Origin of the sequence: Aeromonas sp. s5 (assembly GCF_040907865.1) — a bacterium.
In the GTDB taxonomy this organism is placed as follows: Bacteria; Pseudomonadota; Gammaproteobacteria; order Enterobacterales; family Aeromonadaceae; genus Aeromonas; species Aeromonas dhakensis.
Genome location: NZ_JBFOCO010000002.1, coordinates 119,354 through 142,891 on the forward strand (window position 1 = coordinate 119,354; position 23,538 = coordinate 142,891).

The 23,538-nt window shown below is 61.8% G+C and carries 20 protein-coding genes, 1 pseudogene and 1 riboswitch; of the genes and pseudogenes, 10 read left to right on the top strand and 11 right to left on the bottom strand.

The genetic code is table 11. The annotated features are described in order from the left end of the window. Positions 1-11 precede the first annotated feature (11 nt). Positions 12-2,183, top strand: coding sequence for a phosphate acetyltransferase (gene pta, locus AB5Y94_RS00555; RefSeq protein WP_017763828.1), 2,172 nt, complete (start codon positions 12-14; stop codon positions 2,181-2,183). A gap of 406 nt (positions 2,184-2,589) precedes the next feature. Here the strand turns inward: pta and ilvN are convergent, their stop codons facing one another. From ilvN to AB5Y94_RS00585, 6 genes are all read right to left on the bottom strand, one after another. Next, positions 2,590-3,084, bottom strand: a complete 495-nt coding sequence (gene ilvN / locus AB5Y94_RS00560) for an acetolactate synthase small subunit (RefSeq protein WP_005304342.1) — start codon at positions 3,082-3,084, stop codon at positions 2,590-2,592. Continuing rightward, positions 3,084-4,802: an acetolactate synthase 3 large subunit gene (locus tag AB5Y94_RS00565; protein WP_094697429.1), complete on the bottom strand. Its 1,719-nt coding sequence runs from the start codon at positions 4,800-4,802 to the stop codon at positions 3,084-3,086. The genes ilvN and AB5Y94_RS00565 overlap by 1 nt, the downstream gene beginning before the upstream one ends. 388 nt (positions 4,803-5,190) lie before the next feature. Continuing rightward, entirely contained in the window at positions 5,191-5,343 is a 153-nt protein-coding gene (locus AB5Y94_RS00570) for a hypothetical protein (protein WP_005304348.1), read from the bottom strand. A gap of 36 nt (positions 5,344-5,379) precedes the next feature. Continuing rightward, positions 5,380-6,489 carry an MJ1255/VC2487 family glycosyltransferase gene (locus AB5Y94_RS00575; RefSeq protein ID WP_017763826.1) on the bottom strand — a complete coding sequence of 370 codons (1,110 nt, stop codon included), beginning with the start codon at positions 6,487-6,489 and terminating at the stop codon, positions 5,380-5,382. After that, positions 6,486-6,989 carry a phosphatase PAP2 family protein gene (locus tag AB5Y94_RS00580; RefSeq protein WP_005304355.1) on the bottom strand — a complete coding sequence of 168 codons (504 nt, stop codon included), beginning with the start codon at positions 6,987-6,989 and terminating at the stop codon, positions 6,486-6,488. Before AB5Y94_RS00580 ends, AB5Y94_RS00575 begins: the two co-directional genes overlap by 4 nt. A gap of 125 nt (positions 6,990-7,114) precedes the next feature. Further along, positions 7,115-7,738 (bottom strand): TetR/AcrR family transcriptional regulator, encoded by a 624-nt coding sequence (locus tag AB5Y94_RS00585; protein WP_005304358.1) that lies wholly within the window; start codon positions 7,736-7,738, stop codon positions 7,115-7,117. A gap of 407 nt (positions 7,739-8,145) precedes the next feature. Here AB5Y94_RS00585 and leuA point away from each other — a divergent pair, with 407 nt between their 5' ends. The 5 genes from leuA (at position 8,146) to AB5Y94_RS00610 (ending at position 13,895) form a co-directional block, all read left to right on the top strand. Further along, positions 8,146-9,720 (top strand): 2-isopropylmalate synthase, encoded by a 1,575-nt coding sequence (gene leuA / locus AB5Y94_RS00590; RefSeq protein WP_011704822.1) that lies wholly within the window; start codon positions 8,146-8,148, stop codon positions 9,718-9,720. A 2-nt stretch (positions 9,721-9,722) separates the two neighbouring features. Then, positions 9,723-10,808: a 3-isopropylmalate dehydrogenase gene (gene leuB / locus AB5Y94_RS00595; protein ID WP_368204461.1), complete on the top strand. Its 1,086-nt coding sequence runs from the start codon at positions 9,723-9,725 to the stop codon at positions 10,806-10,808. Between the two features lie 27 nt (positions 10,809-10,835). Then, positions 10,836-12,233: a 3-isopropylmalate dehydratase large subunit gene (gene leuC / locus AB5Y94_RS00600; RefSeq protein WP_368204462.1), complete on the top strand. Its 1,398-nt coding sequence runs from the start codon at positions 10,836-10,838 to the stop codon at positions 12,231-12,233. A gap of 16 nt (positions 12,234-12,249) precedes the next feature. Beyond that, positions 12,250-12,849, top strand: a complete 600-nt coding sequence (leuD, locus tag AB5Y94_RS00605; RefSeq protein ID WP_019840647.1) for a 3-isopropylmalate dehydratase small subunit — start codon at positions 12,250-12,252, stop codon at positions 12,847-12,849. A 116-nt stretch (positions 12,850-12,965) separates the two neighbouring features. Then, positions 12,966-13,895 (top strand): transglutaminase domain-containing protein, encoded by a 930-nt coding sequence (locus AB5Y94_RS00610; RefSeq protein WP_368204463.1) that lies wholly within the window; start codon positions 12,966-12,968, stop codon positions 13,893-13,895. Between the two features lie 89 nt (positions 13,896-13,984). On the opposite strand, the gene AB5Y94_RS00615 is transcribed toward AB5Y94_RS00610, so the two are convergent. Beyond that, the gene (locus AB5Y94_RS00615; protein ID WP_005304376.1) at positions 13,985-14,275 is read right to left on the bottom strand and encodes a PilZ domain-containing protein; all 291 of its coding nucleotides are present in this window, start codon (positions 14,273-14,275) and stop codon (positions 13,985-13,987) included. 91 nt (positions 14,276-14,366) lie between these two features. Continuing rightward, positions 14,367-14,457, top strand: a riboswitch (TPP riboswitch). Positions 14,458-14,508: 51 nt separating this feature from the next. Here AB5Y94_RS00615 and thiB point away from each other — a divergent pair. From thiB to AB5Y94_RS00635, 4 genes and pseudogenes are all read left to right on the top strand, one after another. Continuing rightward, the gene (gene thiB / locus AB5Y94_RS00620; RefSeq protein ID WP_337079806.1) at positions 14,509-15,489 is read left to right on the top strand and encodes a thiamine ABC transporter substrate binding subunit; all 981 of its coding nucleotides are present in this window, start codon (positions 14,509-14,511) and stop codon (positions 15,487-15,489) included. Further along, the gene (thiP, locus tag AB5Y94_RS00625) at positions 15,486-17,108 is read left to right on the top strand and encodes a thiamine/thiamine pyrophosphate ABC transporter permease (RefSeq protein ID WP_368204466.1); all 1,623 of its coding nucleotides are present in this window, start codon (positions 15,486-15,488) and stop codon (positions 17,106-17,108) included. Before thiB ends, thiP begins: the two co-directional genes overlap by 4 nt. A gap of 72 nt (positions 17,109-17,180) precedes the next feature. After that, entirely contained in the window at positions 17,181-17,888 is a 708-nt protein-coding gene (thiQ, locus tag AB5Y94_RS00630; RefSeq protein WP_195878015.1) for a thiamine ABC transporter ATP-binding protein, read from the top strand. A 60-nt stretch (positions 17,889-17,948) separates the two neighbouring features. After that, positions 17,949-18,068, top strand: a pseudogene (locus AB5Y94_RS00635) (thiamine ABC transporter ATP-binding protein); the annotation flags it as partial. 68 nt (positions 18,069-18,136) lie between these two features. Here the strand turns inward: AB5Y94_RS00635 and AB5Y94_RS00640 are convergent. The 4 genes from AB5Y94_RS00640 to AB5Y94_RS00655 all read right to left on the bottom strand — a co-directional run bounded on the left by AB5Y94_RS00640 (position 18,137) and on the right by AB5Y94_RS00655 (position 23,198). Beyond that, positions 18,137-19,507, bottom strand: coding sequence for a PhoH family protein (locus AB5Y94_RS00640; protein WP_017763817.1), 1,371 nt, complete (start codon positions 19,505-19,507; stop codon positions 18,137-18,139). 186 nt (positions 19,508-19,693) lie between these two features. Continuing rightward, the gene (locus tag AB5Y94_RS00645; protein ID WP_368204464.1) at positions 19,694-20,377 is read right to left on the bottom strand and encodes an NrdJb; all 684 of its coding nucleotides are present in this window, start codon (positions 20,375-20,377) and stop codon (positions 19,694-19,696) included. 10 nt (positions 20,378-20,387) lie between these two features. After that, the gene (locus AB5Y94_RS00650; RefSeq protein ID WP_368204465.1) at positions 20,388-22,535 is read right to left on the bottom strand and encodes an adenosylcobalamin-dependent ribonucleoside-diphosphate reductase; all 2,148 of its coding nucleotides are present in this window, start codon (positions 22,533-22,535) and stop codon (positions 20,388-20,390) included. A gap of 213 nt (positions 22,536-22,748) precedes the next feature. Next, on the bottom strand, positions 22,749-23,198 hold the full coding sequence (locus tag AB5Y94_RS00655; RefSeq protein ID WP_139398299.1) for a pullulanase: 450 nt from the start codon (positions 23,196-23,198) through the stop codon (positions 22,749-22,751). Between the last annotated feature and the right edge of the window lie 340 nt (positions 23,199-23,538).

Consider the following 23,538-nt stretch of genomic DNA (forward strand, 5'->3'; position numbering starts at 1 on the left):
TGATCCCAAAAATGAACAAGGGGTATAAAGTGGCACGCACTATTATGCTTATCCCGGTCGGCACTGGTGTCGGCGTAACTTCCGTGAGCCTTGGCGTCGTTCGCGCCATGGAACGTCACGGTGTCAATGTCAGCTTCTTCAAACCGGTCGCTCAGCCGCGTCCGGGTGAAACCGGTACCGAGCGTTCCACCGCCGTGATCCGCGCTGCTGCCAACATCAACCCGCCCGAGCCGTTCGCCCTCTCCTACGCCGAGAACATGATCACCTCCAGCAACACCGACATCCTGCTGGAAGAGATCGTGGCCCGCTTTGAAGAGCACGTGAAGGCCAGCGGTGCCGAAGTGCTGGTCATCGAAGGCATGGTGCCGACCGACAAGCAGCCGTTTGCCAACAAGCTGAACTACGACGTCGCCAAGGCGCTGGACGCCGACATGGTGTTCGTGACCCACCCGGGCAACGACTCCAGCCAGAAGCTGAAAGAGCGCATCGAGCTGGCTTGCTCCAACTTCGGTGGCGTCAGCAACCCCCGCATCGTGGGCTGCGTCATCAACAAGGTGGGCGCACCGGTTGACGAGCACGGCGTGACCCGCCCCGACCTGACCGAGATGTTCGAAGCCCATCACCACGGCGCCGACACCGCTCACAACCTGGAAGTACTGCAGGTATTCGGCAAGAGCCCGCTGCGCATCCTCGGCTGCATCCCCTGGAACACCCAGCTGATCGCCCCGCGCGCCAAGGATCTCGCCAAGCATCTGGCTGCCAAGATCCTGCACAAGGGTGAGCTGGACAGCCGCCGTCTGCAGACCGTGACCTTCTGCGCCCGCTCCATCCACAACATGATCGAGCACTTCCGTCCGGGCAGCCTGCTGGTGACCTCCGGCGACCGTTCCGACGTCATCGTCTCCGCCTGTCTCTCCGCCATGAACGGCGTCAAGCTGGGCGCCCTGCTGCTGACCGGCAACTATCACCCGGAACCCCAGGTGATGGCGCTGTGCCAACAGGCCATGGCTACCGGCCTGCCGATCATGATCACCGGCACCAACACCTGGCAGACTGCCGTCAGCCTGCAGAACTTCAACGTCGACATCCCGGAAGATGACCGCGAGCGTATCGAGCTGGTGCAGGACTATGTGGCCGGCCACATCGACAAGCACTGGATCGAGTCTCTCTCCGCCAAGTCCACCCGCTCCCGTCGCCTGAGCCCGCCGGCTTTCCGCTACCAGCTGACCGAACTGGCCCGTCAGGCCAACAAGCGCGTCGTGCTGCCGGAAGGGGAAGAGCCGCGGACCATCAAGGCTGCCGCCATCTGTGCCGAGCGTGGCATCGCCCGTCCGGTGCTGCTGGGCAACCCGGAAGAGATCCGTCGCGTCGCCGAACAGCAGGGCGTGGTACTGACCGACCGCGTCGAGATCATCGATCCGGTTGCCGTGCGCGAGCGCTATGTGGCCCGTCTGGTCGAGCTGCGCAAGAACAAGGGCATGACCGAAGTGGTTGCCCGCGAACAGCTGGAAGACAACGTGGTACTGGGTACCATGATGCTGGAGCGCAACGAAGTCGACGGTCTGGTATCCGGCGCGGTGCACACCACTGCCAACACCATCCGTCCGCCGATGCAGATCATCAAGACTGCCCCGGGCTCTTCCCTGATCTCCTCCATCTTCTTCATGCTGCTGCCGGATCAGGTACTGGTCTACGGTGACTGCGCGATCAACCCGGATCCCACTGCCGAGCAGCTGGCCGAGATCGCCATCCAGTCCGCCGACTCCGCTGCCGCCTTCGGCATCGAGCCGCGTGTGGCCATGATCTCCTACTCCACCGGCACCTCCGGCGCCGGCGCAGACGTAGAGAAGGTGCGTGAAGCGACCGAACTGGCCAAGGCCAAGCGCCCCGACCTCATCATCGATGGTCCGCTGCAGTACGATGCCGCCATCATGGAGAACGTGGCCAAGTCCAAGGCTCCGAACTCTCCGGTTGCCGGCAAGGCCACCGTGTTCGTGTTCCCGGATCTGAACACCGGCAACACCACCTACAAAGCGGTACAGCGCTCCGCGGACCTGGTCTCCATCGGCCCCATGCTGCAAGGCATGCGCAAGCCGGTCAACGACCTGTCCCGCGGCGCCCTGGTTGACGACATCGTCTACACCATCGCCCTGACCGGTATCCAGGCAGCCCAGGCCGAGTAATCGTCCGAGGCTCTGCCTGCTGAAAAACCCGCCGCAAGGCGGGTTTTTTTATGGCTGATTTGGGGAAATGTTGATCCGCAAGATCAAATCTGGATCCTGGCAGGATCCCCTGCTCGGCGACAGGCGCCAGTCCCGCAAGGGCGGCGGGATAAGCAAACACTCACACCCGCCAGAGTCGATTGCACAATTGCGCCCCAGCGCAGATCAGATCAAAATATCCTTTTAAGATCAGCACACTAACGCCAGACACACCGCTAATCTACAGAGTTTTCCACAGCTTTTGTGGATAGTTTACCGATCATTTGAAAGAAAATGACAGACTCGTGCCAGCCCTCCATTCCACCAAGCGCCCACAAGAAAGGGGCTCCGAGGAGCCCCTTTAATCTGCCTGCTGCCAAGCGATGGCTCAGGGACGCAGCGCCTTGTCGGCGCGGGAGATGCCACACACCCCGGAGCGCACCACTTCGACAATCTCGTTGGTCTGGGCGGCGGTCTTGATGAAGGCATCCAGCTTCTCGCTGGTCCCCACCAGCTGCACCGTGTAGAGCTCGGGGGTGACGTCGACGATCTGGCCGCGGAAGATATCCGCCAGCCGTTTCAGCTCGTCGCGACCACCACCGGCGGCGCGCGCCTTGACCAGCGCGATTTCCCGCTCGATGTGCTCCCCTTCGCTGAGATCGCACACCTTGAGCACGTCCACCAGCTTGTGCAGCTGCTTCTGGATCTGCTCCAGCACCCGCTCGTCCCCCATGGTGACTATGGTCATGCGCGACAGGGTGGGATCCTCGGTGGGGGCCACCGTCAGGGTCTCGATGTTGTAGCCGCGCTGGGAGAAGAGGCCCACCACACGGCTCAGGGCGCCGGATTCGTTCTCCAGCAGAACGGAAATTATATGTCTCATCAGGTTCTCTCCGTCTTGCTCAGCCACATCTCGTCCATGGCACCGAACTTTATCTGCATTGGATAGACGTGCTCGTCCGGGTCGACCGAGATGTCCATGAACACCAGCCGATCCTTCATGGCGAAGGCCTTCTCCATGGCGCTCTCCAGCTCCGCCGGATCGCTCACCGCGATGCCGACATGGCCATAGGCTTCCGCCAGCTTGACGAAGTCAGGCAGGGATTCCATGTAGGAGTGGCTGTGGCGACCGCCGTAGAACATCTTCTGCCACTGCTTGACCATGCCAAGGGCGCGGTTGTTGATGGAGATGATCTTGATGGGTACCCCGTACTGCATGCAGGTAGAGAGTTCCTGAATGTTCATCTGCACCGAGCCGTCGCCGGTGACGCAGCAGACCACCGCATCCGGGTTGGCAAACTGGGCCCCCATGGCGGCCGGAATACCAAACCCCATGGTGCCGAGGCCGCCGGAGTTGATCCACTGGCGCGGCTTGGCGAACGGGTAGTAGAGAGCGGCAAACATCTGGTGTTGGCCCACGTCGGAGGCCACGAACGCCTCCCCCTTGGTCACCTTGTAGAGGGTCTCGATCACCTGTTGCGGCTTGATCAGGGTGGGATGGGTCTCGTAGGCCAGGCAGTTGCGCGAACGCCACTGGCCGATCTGACTCCACCAGTCCGCCAGCGCCTGCTTGTCGTTGTCGAAGCCGCACTCGCGGATCACTTCCAGCATCTGCTCCAGCACGGTTTCCACCGAACCGACGATGGGCACATGAGCCTGCACCGTCTTGGAGATGGAGGTGGGATCGATGTCGATGTGGACTATGGTGGCGTTGGGACAGAACTTGGCCACATTGTTGGTGACGCGGTCATCGAAGCGGGCCCCCACGGCGAAGATGAGATCCGCGTTGTGCATGCTCTTGTTCGCTTCGAAGGTACCGTGCATGCCGAGCATGCCGATAAACTGCGGATGGGTGCCGGAGAAGGCCCCCAGCCCCATCAGGGTGGTGGTCACCGGCAGGTTCAGCAGCTCAGCCAGCTTGGTCACCAGGTGATCCGCATTGGCGTTGATGGCACCGCCGCCGACATACATCACCGGGCGGCTCGCCTCCACCAGCAGCTTGGCGGCACGCTTGATCTGGCCCTTGTGACCCGACTTGGTCGGGTTGTAGGAGCGCAGGGAGACCGTATCCGGGTACTCGTAGGGGAATTTCTCTTTCGGGTTCTGCACGTCTTTGGGCAGATCCACCACCACCGGCCCCGGGCGGCCGCTGGCGGCAATGTAGTAGGCCTTCTTGATGGCGGCCGGAATGTCGCTGGCTTTCTTGCACAGGAAGCTGTGCTTCACCACCGGGCGGGAGATGCCGATCATGTCGGTCTCCTGGAACGCATCCTCCCCGATCATGCTGGTCGGCACCTGGCCGGACAGGATCACCAGGGGAATGGAGTCCATGTAGGCGGTCGCGATCCCTGTGATGCAGTTGGTGGCGCCGGGACCCGAGGTCACCAGCACTGTGCCCACCTTGCCGGTGGAACGGGCGTAGCCGTCCGCCATGTGCACCGCGGCCTGCTCGTGCCGCACCAGGACATGCTCCATCTTGCCGTTTTCAAAGAGAGCGTCATAGATGTCGAGCACTGAGCCACCAGGGTAGCCGAAAACGTGCTCAACTCCCTGATCTTCCAGCGCTCTAACCACCATCTGGGCGCCTGATAACATCTCCATGATAAAGCCCTCCAGGCTTTGCTCCGTTAAGCGAAAGCTATCGGCAGTCCGCTGCTTCCCGGCACCGCCGGCCCGTGCGTTGTTGTTGTCTGAATACGGACCCGGCGAGTTCGGCACTGTCGATAGTAGAAAAATAGGTTTTTTCCGTCATTCACCCGCAAAGCGGGTGAAAAACCAACTTAACCCGCTTGTGAACGGTTGTCCACGGCTTTGTCTGACCACAACAGTCATAAATTTCAAACAACTATTAACATTCAGTGACTTGCTGGCAAGGGTGGGAACAATGCGGGGAAGATGGGTGGCAAGCCAGCGGATCATGCTGCAACAGCCGCCAAAAGCGGAAAAAAATGGCCCACCGCCAGGGTGGGCCTTGGTGGCAGGCTGCGGATCAGTGATCCTGTTCCGGCTCCGCCAACCAGATCTGCTGATCCGGATCCGTCTCTTCGCAGACCGAGATGCTGACCCCCATGTCCAGCAGCTCGTGCAGGGTGAGATTGTCCGCCAGGTTCATGGTGTCGCCGTTTTCGTTGGTAAAGCGCATGGTGTCCGTCCTCTCCTTGGTGGGATCCCTCTCAGTCTAGTCAAAGGCGCTGACTTGCGATAACCAGCAACTGCTGAGGGCACTTCCCTCCTCCAGCTCGCTCAACCGATCGCACACCTCCTCCGGAAACAGGGTTCGGGCCCACAACCGGCGGGAGAGATCCGCCACGCTCTCCTGGGCGCCGGCGGCGAGCCAGCCGGCCAGCTCCCCCGCCACATCGGGGTAGCAGATCTGGCCCGGGGCCGTCGCATCCAGCCAGGCCCGCACCGCGTTGGCATCGAGCGCATCCATCAGCCGCGCCAGCCCCATCAGTTCCAGGGTCTTGCTGTTGGTCAGCTGCTCGAACTGGCCTCCCAGCGGCTTGACCAGCAGCTTTTTGCCAAGGGAGAGCGCCTCCGAGGCGAGCTCGAAACCACCGTTGGTGATGACCCCGCGACAGCCGGCCAGCACCTGCTTGAACGCCTCACGGGCCTGTGGCTCGAAGCGGATGTTGCGCCACTGGCTGGCACTGCGAATGGCCGGATGAAAGCAGACGAAGCGTTGCTGGTTGAAGCGCGACAACAGGGCCGCGATCGCCTCGGTCTGCTCGAACGGCAGATAGACCAGGATCTGCTGGTTGTCGGGCCCCTGGCTGATGGGATCTATGATGGGCGGCAACAGGGGCTGGCCGAAGTGAAACCAGTGCAGCCCGAGCGACTGGCGCACCGGCGCGAAGTGACGCATCAGCTGGCGGTTGAAGCCGCTCTCCCCCCAGCGTGGAATGGGCCAGTCGAAACTCGCCTGATGGCTGATGGTGAGGCTCGGCTTGTCCCAGCGGCGAGCGGCATGGGCGCTGATAGGCTCGAAATCGCTGATGACGAGGTCGTAGTCACGACAATCGAGCGCTCGCATGTCGCGCCAGAAGCGCAGGGGCGAGAGCCCCTTGAGGGTGCGCCAGTTCGAGATGGCCCCCTCATGGCTGACGAAGGTGATGCCGGGAAAGGTGCGGTAGTCGCCGAATTCGGCCATCTCGAAGTAGCCGTCCGCAGGGCGGCCGCTGAACAGATAGTCCACCTCGAGACCACGGGCCCGCAAGGCCCGCGCCAGGGTACGGCTGCGGCTGATGTGGCCGTTGCCGGTCCCCTGCACACCGAACAGTATCTTCATCCCTGCCCCCAGATGAGCGCCAGCAGGGCGCAGCCACCGCCGAGCAGGGCGCCGGCTACCAGGTCACTCAGATAGTGCACCCCGAGCAGCAGACGGGACGCCCCCACCAGCGCGGCCCAGACGAACAGCAGCGGCGCCCAGAGCGGGAAGCTGGCCGCCAGTACGGTTGCCATCAGGAAGGCGGCGGCGGTGTGGCCCGAGGGCAGGCTGTAGCGGTCGGAGGGGGTGATGAAGACCGGCAGCCCCACCGGGCGCTGGCGTTTGAGGGCATTCTTGAGCAGCAAGTAGAGCGGCAACTCGAGGGCGAAGGCGAGCAGTGCCAGCTTCACCAGTTCGCGCTCGGCTTCCCCCTGCCACCAGAGCAGGGCCGCCAGCACGGCGTAGAGCGGGCCGTCACCGGTACGGGAGATGAGCCGGCTGATCCTGGCCTGTGGCCGGTTGTAGGCGTGGAGCAGGCAGATGCGGCACACCTGCAGGTCCCATTGCTGGATCTTGTTCATAACCCCTCCTTCCCTAGCGTCTCAAAGCAGACTAGGGCGGCGGGGTGACACTTGGTTGACGTTCAAATAACAGATTTATGAAAAAAGGGCCGAATGGCCCTTTTTGCTACCAGCGTGGCAAATGATCAGTTCAGGGTGCCGCGCAGGCCGTTTTCCATCAGGCGGCAGTTGTGATCCGCCAGGCGAGCCATGAAGTGCTCGTCCACGGTCAGGCCGAACACCTGCTCGTAGAGATCCTTCATCACGAAGGGCTGCCACATCATGCTGAGGAAGGAGATCTTCAGCATCTCGGGATCCAGGTTGTCACCCAGCTCGCCGTTGTTCTTCATGGACTCCAGCAAGGCATCGAACTGGGGCAGCTGGCGTTCCAGCAGGCGGTTCAGCACAAAATCCCGCCCCGGACTCTTCTCGGTCGATAATGCGCTGGAGATGGCGGAGGTCAGCTCGCTGTTGGGCGCCATCACCTGGTAGTAGGTATTGAGCAGATCGTTGAGGCTGCGGTTGCCGGTCTCGTCGTGCCAGGCCTGGTCGAGCGGCTCGGCCACATCCCCCAGCACCGCCTTGTAGAGGCCCTCTTTGCTGCCGAAATAGTAGTGGATCATGGCCAGATTGGAGCCAGCCAGCTCGGCGATCTCGCGGGTCGTCACCTTGCTGTAGGGGGTGTTCAGAAAACGCTCGCGAGCGGCACAGAGCAACTTGTCACGAATGTCAGAACGTCCGACCGGACGACCAGGTCTACGTTTTTCCATTTAATACCTCGGATAATTCAGCAGAAACTGACAAGTCGATCTGATTGTACAGATGATCGAGTACAGCAGGAATGACCAGATAATCGGGCAAGGGCCGAATATGGGACAAGTAAATTTGCACTCCTTTACAATCCGATTAAATAAACCAGCGAAATGAACCGGGTGCGTACGGTTGACACAGCATAAAAATCTCGATATTGGTAAAAGCGTTATCGACTGCAAGGATTGATTCATCATGCGTATTGCCGCTCCGCTACTACTAATCTCCCTAATCGCGACCTCTCGCGCGGGATCCTTGTAGCCGGGCTCAGGCATAGCCGGAATTTACAAAAACCCGTGCACCCTGCACGGGTTTTTTTATGCCAACGCAGGATGCACGTCACCGAACTTAGGAAGAGGGAAGTCACATGTCAGATCGGGTCATCATATTCGACACCACCCTGCGCGATGGTGAGCAGGCCCTGGCGGCCAGCTTGACGGTCAAGGAGAAGCTGCAGATCGCCCAGGCGCTGGAGCGGCTCGGTGTCGACGTCATGGAGGTGGGGTTCCCGGTCTCCTCCCCCGGCGACTTTCAATCGGTGCAGACCATCGCCCGCCACATCAAGCAGAGCCGGGTCTGTGCCCTCGCCCGCGCCCTGCCCAAGGACATCGATGCCGCCGGCGAGGCCCTGCGGGTCGCCGAAGCGTTTCGCATCCACACCTTTATCTCCACCTCCTCCATCCACGTCGAGAGCAAGCTGAAGAAGAGCTTCGAGGACGTGCTGGAGATGGGGGTCAGCGCCATCAAACACGCCCGCCGCTATACCGACGACGTGGAGTTCTCCTGCGAGGATGCGGGCCGCACCCCGATAGACAACCTGTGCCGCATGGTGGAGGCCGCCATCAAGGCCGGCGCCCGTACCATCAATATTCCCGATACCGTGGGCTACACGGTGCCGACCGAGTTCTCCGGCATCATCCAGACCCTGTTCAACCGGGTACCCAACATCGATCAGGCCATCATCTCGGTGCACTGCCACGACGATCTGGGGCTCTCGGTGGCCAATTCCATCGGCGCCGTGCAGATGGGGGCCCGCCAGATCGAGTGCACCATCAACGGCATCGGCGAACGGGCCGGCAACTGCTCGCTGGAAGAGGTGGCAATGATCCTGAAAACCCGCGCCGACCTGCTCGGGGTACACACCAATATCCGTCACAGCGAGATCCACCGCACCAGCGCCTTGGTCAGCCAGCTCTGCAACATGCCGGTGCAGCCCAACAAGGCCATCGTCGGGGCCAACGCCTTCTCCCACAGCTCCGGCATCCACCAGGATGGCGTACTCAAGGCGAAAAACACCTACGAAATCATCACCCCGGAGAGCATTGGCCTCACCCAGAACAACCTCAACATGACCTCCCGCTCCGGCCGCCACGTCATCAAGCACCGGATGGAGTCCATGGGCTACGCCGAGAGCAGTTACGACCTCGACGATCTCTACGGCAAGTTCCTCACCCTGGCCGACAAGAAGGGGCAGGTGTTCGATTACGATCTGGAGGCGCTCGCCTTCTTCAGCCAGATCCACGAAGAGCCGGAGCACTTCAAGCTGGAGTACCTGGGCGTGCAGAGCGGCAGCTCTGTGATGGCCACCGCCTCGGTGAAATTGAAGGTGGGCCAGGAGATCGTCAGCGAAGCCGCCACCGGCAACGGCCCGGTGGACGCGGTCTACCAGTGCATCAACCGCATCACCGGCTACGAGATCAGCATCGACAAGTACGAACTCAAGGGCAAGGGGGAAGGCAAGAACGCCCTCGGCCAGGTCGACATAGTCGCACAGTACAAGGGCCGCAAATTCCATGGCATGGGCCTGGCTACCGACATCATAGAGTCTTCCGCCCAGGCGTTGATCCACGTGATCAACAGCATCTGGCGCGCCGATCAGGTGGCCGAACAGATGGAACGCAACGTCGCAAAAACAGACAAGATCAATACGGAGAGCGTGTGAGTATGAGCAGTTATCGGATCGCAGTATTGCCGGGTGACGGCATTGGCCCGGAAGTGATGGCAGAGGCCGTCAAGGTGCTGGAAAAGGTGCAGGCCAGGTTCGGCTTCACCCTCGACTACGAGCGCCATGACGTGGGCGGCATCGCCATCGACAACCACGGCACCCCGTTGCCCCAGAGCACCATAGCCGGCTGTGAAGCGGCCGACGCCGTGCTGTTCGGCTCGGTGGGCGGCCCCAAGTGGGAGCATCTGCCCCCCAACGATCAGCCGGAACGCGGCGCACTGCTGCCCCTGCGCGCCCACTTCAAGCTGTTCTGCAACCTGCGTCCGGCCCGTATCTACACCGGCCTCGAGCAATTCTCGCCGTTGCGGGCCGACATCTCGGATCGCGGTTTTGACATCGCCTGCGTGCGCGAGCTGACCGGTGGCATCTACTTCGGCCAGCCCAAGGGGCGTGAAGGGGAAGGCCCCACCGAGAAGGCATTCGATACCGAGGTGTACCACCGCTTCGAGATCGAGCGCATCGCCAAGATAGCGTTCGAGTCGGCCCGGGTGCGCAAGGCCAAGGTCACCTCCATCGACAAGGCCAACGTGCTCGCCTCCTCCATCCTGTGGCGCGAGGTGGTGACCGAAGTCGCCAAGTCCTATCCGGACGTGGCGCTGAATCACATGTACATCGACAACGCCACCATGCAGCTCATCAAGGATCCGTCCCAGTTCGACGTGCTGCTCTGCTCCAACCTGTTCGGTGACATCCTCTCCGACGAGTGCGCCATGATCACCGGCTCCATGGGGCTGCTCCCCTCCGCCAGCCTGAATGAATCCGGTTTCGGTCTGTTCGAGCCGGCCGGCGGCTCGGCCCCGGACATCGCCGGCAAGGGGATCGCGAACCCCATCGCCCAGATCCTCTCCGCCGCCCTGATGCTGCGCTACAGCCTCGGCCAGGAAGCCGCCGCCCAGGCCATCGAGCAGGCCGTGGCCCAGACCCTGGCCGAAGGCTACTTCACCGCCGATCTGCATCAGGCGAGCGCCAAGCACCCGGTACAAAGCACCGCCGACATGGGCAGCCAGATCGCCGCGCGCATCTGACGCCACCAAATAACAAGGAAGAGAGCAATGTCCAAGACCCTCTATCAGAAAGTGTTCGACGCCCACGTGGTGCGGGAAGTGGAAGGGGAAACCCCCCTCATCTACATCGACCGCCACCTGGTGCATGAAGTGACCAGCCCGCAGGCATTCGACGGCCTGCGCGCCATGAACCGCCAGCTGCGTCGCCCGGATCTGACCTGGGCCACCATGGATCACAACGTCTCCACCACCACCAAGGACATCGCCGCCTCCGGCGAGATGGCCCGCATCCAGATGGAGACGCTGGCCCATAACTGCAAGGAGTTCGGGGTTCGCCTCTATGACCTGAACCACAAGTACCAGGGTATCGTCCACGTGATGGGTCCCGAGCTCGGTATTACCCTGCCCGGCACCACCATCGTCTGCGGTGATTCCCACACCGCCACCCACGGCGCCTTCGGCTCGCTCGCATTCGGCATCGGCACCTCCGAGGTGGAGCATGTGATGGCCACCCAGACCCTGAAACAGGGCCGTGCCAAGACCATGCGCATTTCGGTCAACGGCAAGCTGGCCGAAGGTATCAGCGCGAAAGACGTGGTGCTGGCCATCATAGGCCGGGTCGGCCACGCCGGCGGTACCGGCTATGTGGTGGAGTTCGCTGGCGAGGCCATCGAAGGGCTCACCATGGAAGGGCGCATGACGGTGTGCAACATGGCCATCGAGCTTGGTGCCAAGGCCGGCATGATCGCCCCCGACCAGACCACCATCGACTATATCCGTGGCAAGGAGTTCGCACCCAAGGGCGAGGCGCTGGAGCAGGCCATCGCCTACTGGCAGAGCCTCAAGAGCGATGCCGATGCCAAATTCGATGCCGAAGTGGTGCTGGACGCCGCCGACATCGCCCCTCAAGTGACCTGGGGCACCAACCCGGGTCAGGTGATCGCCGTCAATGAACCCATTCCGGCGCCGGAATCCTTCAGCGATCTGATGGAGCAGCAATCCGCCCGCAAGGCGCTCGCCTACATGGACCTGCAGCCTGGTCAGAAGCTCTCCGACGTCGCCATCGACAAGGTGTTCATCGGTTCCTGCACCAACAGCCGCATCGAGGATCTGCGCGCGGCTGCCGCCATCGCCCGCGGTCGCAAGGTCGCCGCAGGCGTGCAGGCGCTGGTGGTGCCGGGCTCCGAGCAGGTGAAGGCGCAGGCCGAAGCCGAGGGGCTCGACAAGATCTTCATCGAAGCCGGCTTTGAGTGGCGTCTGCCCGGCTGCTCCATGTGCTTGGCGATGAACAACGACCGGCTGCAACCGGGGGAGCGCTGCGCCTCCACCAGCAACCGCAACTTCGAAGGGCGTCAGGGCCGCGCCGGCCGCACCCATCTGGTGAGCCCGGCCATGGCCGCCGCCGCCGCCGTCACCGGCCACTTCGCCGATATTCGTGCGTTGTAATTACGAGGAGAACAAGATGACAGGATTCAAACAACACAAAGGGATCGTCGTCCCCCTCGACAGCGCCAACGTCGACACCGACGCCATCATTCCCAAGCAGTTTCTGCAGAAGGTCAATCGCATCGGTTTTGGCAAGCACCTGTTCCACGACTGGCGCTTCCTGGACGATGCGGGGGATCAGCCCAACCCCGAGTTCGTGCTCAACCAACCGCAGTTCGCCGGCGCCAGCATCCTGCTGGCCCGCGAGAACTTCGGCTGCGGTTCGAGCCGCGAGCACGCCCCCTGGGCGCTGGCGGACTACGGCTTCAAGACCATCATTGCCCCGAGCTTTGCAGACATCTTCTACGGCAACGCCATCAACAACGGCATGGTGCCGGTGCGCCTGAAGGAGGAGGAGGTCGACGCCCTGTTCCAGCTGGTCGCCGCCCAGCCGGGCATCGAGATCGAAGTAGATCTGGAAGCCAATCACGTGCGGACAGGTAGCCTCACGTTCGGCTTCGAGATCGATGAATTCCGTCGCTACTGCCTGCTCAACGGGCTGGATGCCATCGGCCTGACCCTGCAGCACGAGGCCGCCATCAGCGCCTTCGAGGCGAAACAGCCGAGCTGGATTTAATCAGCCAGTTGCAAAAAACGAGTAGAATCAACAGGGAGCCTTGGCTCCCTGTTTTATTGTCAGGCCTAGATGCACGCCATGGCCCGCTACTTCTGCATACCCGACGAGACACCTGGATGAAGATGACACTCGCCCTCCCCCTGCTCTGCGGCCTCTGGCTGGCGCTGCCGGTCTGCGCCGGGCAGACCTATTTCAACAGCAGTGGCGGTCAGCTCAACGTCGGCTGGCAGGACAAGGACGGCAAGGTGCAGCAACTCACCTATCGGCTGGAGGCAGGCAAGCTGCCGCCGCTCATCGCCTATCGGTCGGCCCGCATGCAGGAGGACGTGCTGCAGAGCCTGCTGCAGCAGGGAGTGGCCGAGTTCCCCGCCGTGCAGTTCTCCCTCTCCCGCCCCGAGATGGAGCTCAGACTCAAGGGCCGTCAGCCCGAACAGGTCGCCAAAGCCATGAGCTGGCTCACCCAGCAGCGCGACAAGCAGGAGGCAGAGTGGCTCAAGCTGCACTACTTTCAGCCGTTCACCGCCCCCGACGGTGCCGCCACCATCAAGCAGGATCACGTGCGCATCGCACTGGAGAGCCGCAGCGAACTGGCGCCGCTGGCCGAACAGCTCAAGCAGCAGGGCAGCACGGAAACCGAGGCGCGCCAGAAGACCACGGCCCAGATGCTCGACTTCATTCAGGCCATCCCCTATCAACTGCTCGACAGCCAGTCGGGGCGCCAGGGCAAGGGCTTTCTCAGTCCGCGCCAGGTACTGGAGCAAAATCAGGGCGACTGCGACAGCAAGGTAACCCTGATGGCCGCCATGCTGGCCCAGCTCTTTCCCGAATTGAAACAAGCCATGGTGTTCGTACCGGGTCACGCCCTGCTCGGAGTGGCGCTGCCGGCCAAGTCGGGCGAGGCCACCTTGAGCTGGGAAGGGGAAACCTACCTGCTGATGGAACCCACCGGCCCGGCCCAGCTGGCGATGGGTCAGCTGGCCCCGACCAGCAAGACCTTCATCGACAGCAAGCAGCTCAGCGTGCAGCCGGTTCGCGCCGACAAATAGGTGGTGGACGTCATGAAAACGAGGGGGGACAGGCCACAATGAAAGCGACCAGCGCAGGGCTGGTCGATGGAGGCAAGGAGGTGGATGGCTCAGGCGAGGGACTGGAACTCGATGGCCAGCAAGAGCCCGTCCTCCTCTTCCAGCACCCTGATGATGCGGGCCTGCGCCTCGAAGGGGGGCAACAGGTTGTTGTTGGTGGCCAGGCTCACCCGGATGGGTTGGGTCGTATCGAGCTGGTGCTCCGGCACCGAGATGCCCATGCCGTTGGCGCTGAGATCCCGGCAGACCCCCTCCAGCACCTGCTGCTGCTGGAAGATGGTGACGGGAGCATTGATTATCATGCGCTGGAAGGCGCGTCTTTCCTTAGTGCTGGTGATCACGCAAACATCCTCTGTTGAGCTGATCCGTCTCGCTGGCCCGCAGAAACAATTGTGCTGGCCTCCCCCCAAGAACGTTAATACAATGCGGTGCGTTTCTCAAACGGGGTGCGGTCTACCGCTGAGATTATACCCGTGAACCTGATCCAGATAATGCTGGCGGAGGAATTTGAGGCATGGCGCTCGTTTTTGCGCCCTCATCCGCTGGCACCTCATTGCTAAAGGGAGTGCCACCCATGAAAAACCTGCTGCTGGTCGCCACCGGCCTGCTCTCCGCTCAGGCCTTTGCGGCGGATACCCTCACCGTCTACACCTACAGCTCCTTCACTGCCGAGTGGGGCCCGGGTCCCAAGATCAAACAGGCCTTCGAGAAGGAGTGCGGCTGCACCCTCAATCTGGTACCGCTCGAAGATGGCGTGGCCATCCTCAACCGGTTGCGACTGGAGGGAAAACACAGCAAGGCCGATCTGGTGCTGGGGCTGGACGATGCCCTCGTCAGTGAAGCCAAGCAGAGCGGTCTGTTCGCCCCTCACGCCACCAAGCTGGATGGCCTCAAGGTGCCCGGCGGCTGGCAGGATGACACCTTCGTCCCCTACGACTACGGCTACTTCGCCTTCGTCTACGACAAGGAGAAGCTCAAGCAGCCCCCCAAGAGCCTGAAGGAGCTGGTGGCGCGACCCGACCTCAAGATCATCTATCAGGATCCCCGCACCTCCACCCCGGGCCAGGGGCTGATGCTGTGGATGAAGTCGGTCTACGGTGACCAGGCCCCCACCGCCTGGGAGCAACTGGCCAAAAAGACGGTCACCGTCACCAAGGGGTGGTCAGAGGCCTACGGCATGTTCCTCGATGGCGAGGCGGACATGGTGCTCTCCTACACCAGCTCACCCGCCTATCACCTGATTGCCGAGCACAAGCCCCAGTATCAGGCCGCGGCGTTTGCAGAGGGGCACTACCGTCAGGTGGAAGTGGCTGCCAAGCTCAAGAGCGCCAAACAGGAGAAGCTGGCTGACCAGTTCCTGCAGTTCATGATAAGCCCCGCCTTCCAGAACGAGATGGCGACCGGCAACTGGATGTATCCGGTGATCGACACACCGCTGCCCAAGGGCTTCGAGCAGATGATCACCGTAGCTAAGCCGCTCGCCTTCAGCTCTGACGAGGTGGCCGCCAATCGCAAGGGCTGGATCCGCGAGTGGCTGCAAGCCGTTACCCAGTGAGCCGTCTCTTCGTGAAACCAGGGGCACGCCTGCTCTGGTGGCTGCCGGGCAGTGCCGCCACAGTCCTGATCCTGCTGTTGTCGCTGGGGCCGCTGGCGGCCCTGTTGTGGCAGGCCGGGGGGCTAGCCCCTCGCACCCTGCTGGCCGATCCCTACCTGCGCCACGTGCTGGGCTTCAGCCTCTGGCAGGCGCTGCTCTCCACCCTGCTGAGCCTGGGACTGGCCATTCCGGTGGCCCGCGCCCTGGCGCGGTGCCGCTTTCCGGGGCGCACCCTGCTCATCAAGCTGTTCGGCCTTTCGCTGGTACTGCCGGTCATCATCGCCGTCTTCGGCATCGTCGCGGTGCATGGCAAGCAGGGCTGGTTGCCGCAACTGCTGCACGGGTTCGGGCTCGCTCCCGGCAACTACCTCTACGGCCTGTTCGGCATCCTGCTGGCCCACGTCTTCTTCAACATGCCGCTGGCCGCGCGTCTCTTGCTGCAGAGCCTGGAGAGCATCCCCGAATCCTCCTGGCGCCTCGCCAGCCAGCTCGGCATGCGTTCCTCCCATATCTTCCGGCTGCTGGAGTGGCCGCTGATCCGGGCCCAGCTGCCAGGGCTGGCCAGCCTCATCTTCATGCTCTGCTTCACCAGCTTCGCCACCGTGCTGGCGCTGGGGGGCGGCCCCAAGTCCACCACCCTGGAGGTGGCCGTCTATCAGGCGCTGCGCTTTGACTTCGATCTCGCCACCGCCGGCGGACTGGCGCTGGTCCAGCTCATTCTGACCGCCGCCCTGCTGATGCTGCAGCACAAGCTGCAGAGCAGCCCTGCCAGCCGGATCACCTCTCATCGCCCCTGTCTGCGACCGGACCGTCATCAGCCGGGCAGCGGCCTGGTGGATGCCCTCGCCCTTGCCATCGGGCTGGCGGTATTCCTGCCCCCCTTGCTGGCCATCGTGGTGGCCGGCCTCAATCCCGGCCTGCCGGATGCCCTGACCTCAGGCAAGTTGTGGCTGGCCAGCGGCCAGTCGCTGCTGATTGCGCTGGCGGCGGGCAGCCTGGCCACCCTGCTCGGCAGCGCCCTGCTGCTCACCAGCCGCCATCTGCGGGTTCGGGAGCACAAACGGCGGGCCGCCACCCTGTGGGAGACCAGTGGCTCGGTGATCCTGATGATCCCGGCGGTGGTGCTCTCCACCGGCCTCTTCATCCTGTGCATGCCATTTGCCGATGTCTTTGCCCTCGGCCCCTGGCTGGTGGTGCTGGTCAACGCCCTGATGGCGCTGCCCTATGTGCTGCGTACCCTCTCCGCCCCCATGCAGCTGGTGGTGCGCCAGTACGACCGGCTGGCCGACAGCCTGGGGGTACACGGCCTGCATCGCCTGCGACTGGTTGAGTGGCCCCTGCTACGCCGCCCGCTGGGCCAGGCGGCGGCGCTGGCCATGATCTTGTCGCTCGGGGATCTCGGCGCCATCGCCATGTTCGGCAGCCAGGAGCTAACCACCCTGCCCTGGCTGCTCTATCAGCAGCTCGGCAGCTACCGGCTGACCGAGGCGGCCGCCACCGCCCTGCTGCTGCTCACCCTCTGCTTCTCCCTGTTCTGGCTGGTAGAGCGGGGGCTTGGAGGAAAGCATGCCGACCATTGAGAGACAAAAGACCCGGCGCTACCGTCTCGGCGGCTGTGCTGGTCGCTCAAACGCCCCCCTTGAGAGGAAAACATGCTGCACATTGATACGCTGGTGACCAGCTACCCGGACTGGCGCGTCAGCTTCAGCGCCACCCTGCCCAAGGGGGAGATCACCGCGCTGATCGGTCCGAGCGGGGCAGGCAAGTCGACCCTGCTCGGCATGATCGCCGGTTTCGTACCGGTAGAATCCGGCACCCTCACCTTCGACGATCAGGATCTGCTGCCGCTGGGCCCAGCCGCACGGCCCGTGACTACCCTGTTTCAGGATCACAACCTGTTCCTGCACCTGTCGGTATTCGACAATATCGCCATCGGCTTGCACCCCGGCCTGCGCCTGAACGCCGCCCAGCGGGCTCAGGTGAAGGATGCCGCGAACCGGGTCGGCCTCGGCGAGATGCTCACGCGCCTGCCGGAACAGCTCTCCGGTGGCCAGCAGCAACGGGTCGGGCTGGCCCGCGCCCTGGTACGCGGCAAGCCGCTGCTGCTGCTGGATGAGCCCTTCTCGGCGCTCGATCCGGCCCTGCGCCGGGAGATGCTGGCAGAAGTTGCTCGGCTCGCCTGCGAGCAAGGCATTACCGTGCTGATGGTCTCTCACAACCCGGAAGATGCCCAGCTCATCGCCGACCAGGTATTGTTCGTGGACGAGGGGCGCATCGCCCTGCAGGGTACGCCGGATATCCTGCACAACAGCGACCACCCTGGCCTGCTGCGCTACCTTGGCCGCGCTCTAGCGCCATAGTGAATGGCTAACAAGCTGATGGTCTCCCACTATCAGGCCGGAGGATGCCCTGCTGATTTCGCCGATCAGGTATTGTTCATCGACGAGGGGCGCATCGCCCTGCAAGGCAAACCCGACATACTGCAAAACAGCGACCACCCCGGACTGCTGCGCTACCTTGGCCGCACAAAGGAGCAGTGACCGGCAACGGGATCAAAAAAGGGGAAGCCGGTCGGCTTCCCCTTTTCATATGAGGATGGATAGTCAGATCAGAGGTTTTCCTCGGCGAAGGAGGCGAGCTTGCTGCGCACCACCCCGTTCAGGAAAATGTTGGCACTGCCATCGAAGTCCTTGAAACGCTCGACTATGTAGGTCAGGCCCGAGGTCACCGGGCTCAGGTAGTTGGAGTCGATCTGGGCCAGGTTGCCGGAGCAGACGATCTTGGTGCCCTCACCGCAGCGGGTGATGATGGTCTTGATCTGGGACGCGGTCAGGTTCTGGCACTCATCCAGCAGCACGAAGGTGTTCTGGATGCTGCGCCCGCGCATGAAGTTGACCGATTTGAACTGGATGTTGGCCTTCTCCATGATGTAGCTCAGCGACCCGCTCATGTTCTCGTCCTGCTTGTGCAACACCTCCAGGGTGTCGGTGACCGCAGCCAGCCAGGGCATCATCTTCTCTTCTTCGGTGCCGGGCAGGAAGCCGATGCTCTCGGCAATTTCCGGGGTATTTCGAGTGACGATCACCTTCTCGTAGATCCCCTTCTCGATCACCAGCTCCAGGGCGGCAGCCATGGCCAACAGTGTCTTGCCGCAGCCCGCCGGGCCGGTCAGGATCACCAGATCGATGTGCGGGTCGAGCAGAGCATCGAGCGCCATCCCCTGATAGACGTTCTTCGGATGCACCCCCCACGCCTTGCGGGACATCAGTCGCTCGCGCCCCAGATCCTTGATGCGGATCTTCTGGTTGTCGTGGCTGAGTACCCGGGCGGCGAAGAAGTTCTCTTCATCGATCAGGTACTGGTTGACGTGAACCCCCTCCAGCAGCTTGGCATCGATGACGTGGACGGTATCGCGGCCATGGGTCTCGCTGTCACACTCGCCGACCCGCTCCCAGAAGCTGCCTGGCACCGTCTGGAAGCCCTTGGCGAGCAGCCGGATGTCATCGATCAACTGGTCGCTGCGATAATCCTCGACGTGGGCAAGCCCGGCCCCCTTGGCCTTGAGGCGCATGTTGATATCTTTGGTGACCAGCACCACCTGCCGCTTCAGCTCATGCTTTTGCAGGTAGAGGGCCGCGTTGATGATGCGGTTGTCGGCCTCCTTGTCGGTGAACACCTCGGCATCCTGGGGCAGATGGTGGTCACTGAAGATGGAGATGTGACCGCTCGCCTCGCCGGCCAGCGCCACCCCCTGCACTATCTGCTCGGGAGTCGCGTCGCGGAACACGTCCTCCAGCGCCCGGATGGCGATGCGCGCATCACGGCTGACATCCTTGTGGCGATCCTTGATGTTGTCTAGCTCTTCCAGCACCGTCATGGGGATGAGCACGTCGTGCTCTTTGAAGGAGTAGATGGCGAGGGGTTCGTGAAGCAGAACGTTGGTATCCAGGATAAACAGCTTTCGGTCCGTATTGTCCATAAGCATCCTCCTTGGCACTGAAGGTGCCACGTGTGTGAATCTCAGATGTCATTGAAACCACACGGCCGTGACAGTTTTATTACCTCCAACGCTACGCCCGATTTTACCATCACGCAACAAATCACTTGGGCACCCCGCGTGTTTGCGCAGAAAAACAGCAGCTGGCCTTTACTGGCCCTCAAGGGTTCAACTGCACTTGGAGTCGCCGCAGTTAAGGCAGGTCATGCAGCCATCTTTCTGCACCAGCGCCTTGCTGTGGCACTTGTAGCAGAGCGCCGCACCGGGGGGAAAACCACTCCCAGCCTGCTGCTCGTCGGCTTCTTGCGCGGCTTGGATCTCCGCCTGCTTGCCGGCCAGAAACGCCTGCTGCTGCTCATCCAGCCCGGCCACCTTGAGCATGCCGATCTCGGTGAGGTGGGTCTCGATCACGTTGCCAATTTCGGCGATAAGGGACGGTACGTACTTGCCCTTGTTCCAGTAGCCGCCCTTGGGATCGAACACGGAGCGCAACTCCTCCACCAGAAAGGTGACATCACCCCCCTTGCGAAACACCGCCGAGATGATGCGGGTCAGCGCCACTATCCACTGGTAGTGTTCCAGGCTCTTGGAGTTGATGAAGATCTCGAATGGCCGGCGGGTCTCGTGCACCGTCCCCTCATTGAGCACTATGTCGTTGATGGTGATGAACAGCGAATGTTCGGAGACATGCTCCGGCGTCTTCAGCTTGTAGGTGGTGCCCATCAGCCGCTCCGGCCGCAGCACTGTCTCGTGCATCTGTACCACGACATCCTGCTGGGCCGGCTCTGCTTGTGGCTCGTCCCGGGTTTTCACCTGGTAGGCGACGATTTTCTCGTCGATCTTCTTGACCATGAACTCGTCCTCAAAATTTGCCGTAATAGCCTTCTTTCAAGGCGTCGTAGAGGTTGGCGGCGGTATGCAGCTCGCCATCGTATTCGATCTCCTCATTCCCTTTCGCCGTGACGACCGAGCCATCCTCCAGGGTGAACTCGTACAGAGTTTTCTCCAGATCCTGCTCCTTCACCAGCACCCCCTGGAAGGCTGCCGGATTGAATCGGAAGGTGGTGCAGCCCTTGAGCCCCGAATCCGAGGCGTAGAGGTAGATGTTCTTGAACTGTTCGAACGGAAAGTCGGTCGGCACGTTGGCAGTCTTGGAGATGGATGAATCAATCCAGCGCTGAGCTGCCGCCTGAATGTCCACATGCTGCGCCGGCGTGATGTCGTCGGCGGTGATGAAGTAGTCCGGCAGCCGGGTCGCCTCATCCTCGGCATAGGGCATGGCCGCCGGATTCACCAGCTCGCGGTAGGCAAGCAACTCGTAGGAGTAGACATCCACGCTCTCCTTGCTCTTCTTGCCCGGCTTGATGACGTTGCGGCTGTAGTGGTGGGCAAAGCTCGGTTCGATACCGTTGCTGGCGTTGTTGGCGAGCGAGAGCGAGATAGTGCCAGTCGGCGCTATGCTGCTGTGGTGGGTGAAACGCCCCCCCACTTCGGCCAGCTCGGCAACCAGGGCGGGATCCACCTCGGCTACCTGCTGCATATAGCGGCTGTAGCGCGCGTGCAGCACCTTGCCCTTTACCTTGTCGCCCGGCTTGATGCCGTCTGCCGCCATCTCGGGGCGCAGTCGCAGCAGCTTGCCGGTCACTTCGAACTCCTGCTCCATGATGGGGGCCGGGCCCTTCTCCTTCGCCAAGGCCAGGGACTCGCGCCAGCCGGTCATGGCCAGCTCCTGGGATACCTGTTCGGTAAAAGCGATTGCGGCAGCAGAGCCATATTTTATCCGCAGCATGGTGAGGGCCGAGCCGAGGCCGAGAAAGCCCATGCCATGACGGCGTTTGCTGATGATCTCCTCGCGCTGCTTGGCCAGCGGCAGCTGGTTGATCTCCACCACGTTGTCCAGCATGCGGGTGAAAATGGCCACCACCTTGCGAAATGCGGGCCAGTCAAAGGCGGCCTGTTCGGTGAAAGGATCGCGCACGAAGCGGGTCAGGTTGATGGAGCCCAGCAGGCAAGCCCCATAGGGAGGCAGCGGTTGCTCGCCACAGGGGTTGGTTGCCCGTATCTCCTCGCAGAACCAGTTGTTGTTCATCTCGTTGACCTTGTCGATCAGGATGAAACCGGGCTCCGCATAGTCGTAGGTGGAGGTCATGATGACGTTCCACAACCTGCGGGCCGGCAGGGTCTTGTAGACCTTGCAGGCGACCTGTCCCAAGGCGTTGACGACAACCCCCTCCTTGTTGGGCCAGTCGGCCCAGACCACCTGGGCGGGATCATCCAGCGCAATACCATCCTGCCCCACCTCCCTGGCGGTGTAGGGGAAGATAAGCTGCCAGGGGGCATCCTCTTTCACCGCCTTGACGAACTCTTCGGTGATGAGCAGGGAGAGATTGAACTGGCGCAGGCGGCCATCCTCCCGCTTGGCCTGGATAAACTCGAGCACATCGGGGTGACGGATATCCATGGTGCCCATCTGGGCGCCACGACGACCTCCCGCCGACGAGATGGTGAAACACATCTTGTCGTAGATATCCATGAAGGAGAGCGGGCCAGAAGTATGGGCCCCGGCGCCGGAGACGAAAGCCCCGCGCGGGCGCAGGGTCGAGAAGTCATAGCCGATGCCGCAACCGGCCTTCAGGGTCAGCCCCGCCTCGTGCACCTTGCCGAGGATATCGTCCATCGAATCCTCGATGGTGCCGGACACGGTGCAGTTGATGGTGGAGGTAGCAGGCTTGTGCTCGAATGCGCCGGCATTGGAAATGATGCGACCAGCAGGAATGGCACCATTGCGCAGGGCCCACAGGAAGGGCTCATACCAGGCATCAGAGTCATGCTCCTGCGCGGCGAGAGCACGGGCAACCCGCTGGTAAGTGTCATCGATGGCACCATCGATGGGAGTGCCGTCCTTGCTCTTGAGCCGGTACTTGCTGTCCCAGATCTCGAGGGATGTCTCCTGCAGAGGTATATGACGAGAGCCGCTCTCACTCTCTCGCACCGGATGTGATTTAGCCATGTTCAATCAACCTCCTGGATATGCCGCGACCTCATGACAGTAACAGCCATTACTACATATAGCCAACAGAGAAGATAAAATCACAATATATAGTAATTATTTGCACTTTCTGGTCATGCCTGCCACAAGCAAATGCCCCGGCCAGCAGGGTACTGGTCCGGGGCATTACATCGCGTCATTTAATTGCCCGGGAAGCTTGCTTCCCGTCGCTGATCAGGGCTTCTTGACGTATACGGTCGGGGTGTCACCAGCCATATTCAGATAGAACTCATAGACACCATCCACATCCGGTGAGAACTTCATGTCCTCATACTTGGAGCAGGGATTGACCGGTACGGCTTCGCCGCCCAGCACGGCAACACCATCGCTTGGGCTCTTGTAGCCGAAGTTGGTGCCGCAGCTCCAGCCGGAGTCGGCAAACTTGAACTTGTAAGGAGCCCACTCTTTCTTGAGCGTTCCCTTGGCCATGTAGAGCTTGTCGGCCACCTTGACCACCTTGCTCGCGTCGGTTGCCATCCAGTCGTTCATCTCCCCGCGCAGGTAGATGGACTTGCCACCGAAATCGCTGTTGTCCGCCGCCTGCTCTGCACCGCCATTGGATGCGCAACCGCCTAATACCAGGGTTCCCGCCGCCAGCATCATCGTTACTGTTCTTTTGAACATATGTCCATTCCTCAGATTATTGTGGATTCCTTGGCCCATCGAACGTGGGCTGACGAATTAAAGCAGAGCGGGCATCGCAAGAAAGGTAGAGGCATCACATTCCATGCTTTTTCTGCTCAACAATTGAATTGATGGACAAATATCAGCCCCGTAATGGGCAAACCGCACAAGAAGCAATGTGAGTAAAGTGGTTGCAGATCGAACAACTGAACCGCACTTAGGGGAGAAATCGCTGAATGTCAGGTAATAAAAAAGCCCGCTCAGATGAGCGGGCTTCTTCAATTGGGTGCCTGGCAGTGTCCTACTCTCGCATGGCGAATGCCACACTACCATCGGCGCT

Coding starts and splice junctions, on each gene's coding strand:
- pta (WP_017763828.1), top strand. CDS start 12: ATGAACAAGGGGTATAAAGTGGCACGCACTATTATGCTTATCCCGGTC.
- ilvN (WP_005304342.1), bottom strand. CDS start 3,084: ATGAGACATATAATTTCCGTTCTGCTGGAGAACGAATCCGGCGCCCTG.
- AB5Y94_RS00565 (WP_094697429.1), bottom strand. CDS start 4,802: ATGGAGATGTTATCAGGCGCCCAGATGGTGGTTAGAGCGCTGGAAGAT.
- AB5Y94_RS00570 (WP_005304348.1), bottom strand. CDS start 5,343: ATGCGCTTTACCAACGAAAACGGCGACACCATGAACCTGGCGGACAAT.
- AB5Y94_RS00575 (WP_017763826.1), bottom strand. CDS start 6,489: ATGAAGATACTGTTCGGTGTGCAGGGGACCGGCAACGGCCACATCAGC.
- AB5Y94_RS00580 (WP_005304355.1), bottom strand. CDS start 6,989: ATGAACAAGATCCAGCAATGGGACCTGCAGGTGTGCCGCATCTGCCTG.
- AB5Y94_RS00585 (WP_005304358.1), bottom strand. CDS start 7,738: ATGGAAAAACGTAGACCTGGTCGTCCGGTCGGACGTTCTGACATTCGT.
- leuA (WP_011704822.1), top strand. CDS start 8,146: ATGTCAGATCGGGTCATCATATTCGACACCACCCTGCGCGATGGTGAG.
- leuB (WP_368204461.1), top strand. CDS start 9,723: ATGAGCAGTTATCGGATCGCAGTATTGCCGGGTGACGGCATTGGCCCG.
- leuC (WP_368204462.1), top strand. CDS start 10,836: ATGTCCAAGACCCTCTATCAGAAAGTGTTCGACGCCCACGTGGTGCGG.
- leuD (WP_019840647.1), top strand. CDS start 12,250: ATGACAGGATTCAAACAACACAAAGGGATCGTCGTCCCCCTCGACAGC.
- AB5Y94_RS00610 (WP_368204463.1), top strand. CDS start 12,966: ATGAAGATGACACTCGCCCTCCCCCTGCTCTGCGGCCTCTGGCTGGCG.
- thiB (WP_337079806.1), top strand. CDS start 14,509: ATGAAAAACCTGCTGCTGGTCGCCACCGGCCTGCTCTCCGCTCAGGCC.
- thiQ (WP_195878015.1), top strand. CDS start 17,181: ATGCTGCACATTGATACGCTGGTGACCAGCTACCCGGACTGGCGCGTC.
- AB5Y94_RS00640 (WP_017763817.1), bottom strand. CDS start 19,507: ATGGACAATACGGACCGAAAGCTGTTTATCCTGGATACCAACGTTCTG.
- AB5Y94_RS00645 (WP_368204464.1), bottom strand. CDS start 20,377: ATGGTCAAGAAGATCGACGAGAAAATCGTCGCCTACCAGGTGAAAACC.
- AB5Y94_RS00650 (WP_368204465.1), bottom strand. CDS start 22,535: ATGGCTAAATCACATCCGGTGCGAGAGAGTGAGAGCGGCTCTCGTCAT.
- AB5Y94_RS00655 (WP_139398299.1), bottom strand. CDS start 23,198: ATGTTCAAAAGAACAGTAACGATGATGCTGGCGGCGGGAACCCTGGTA.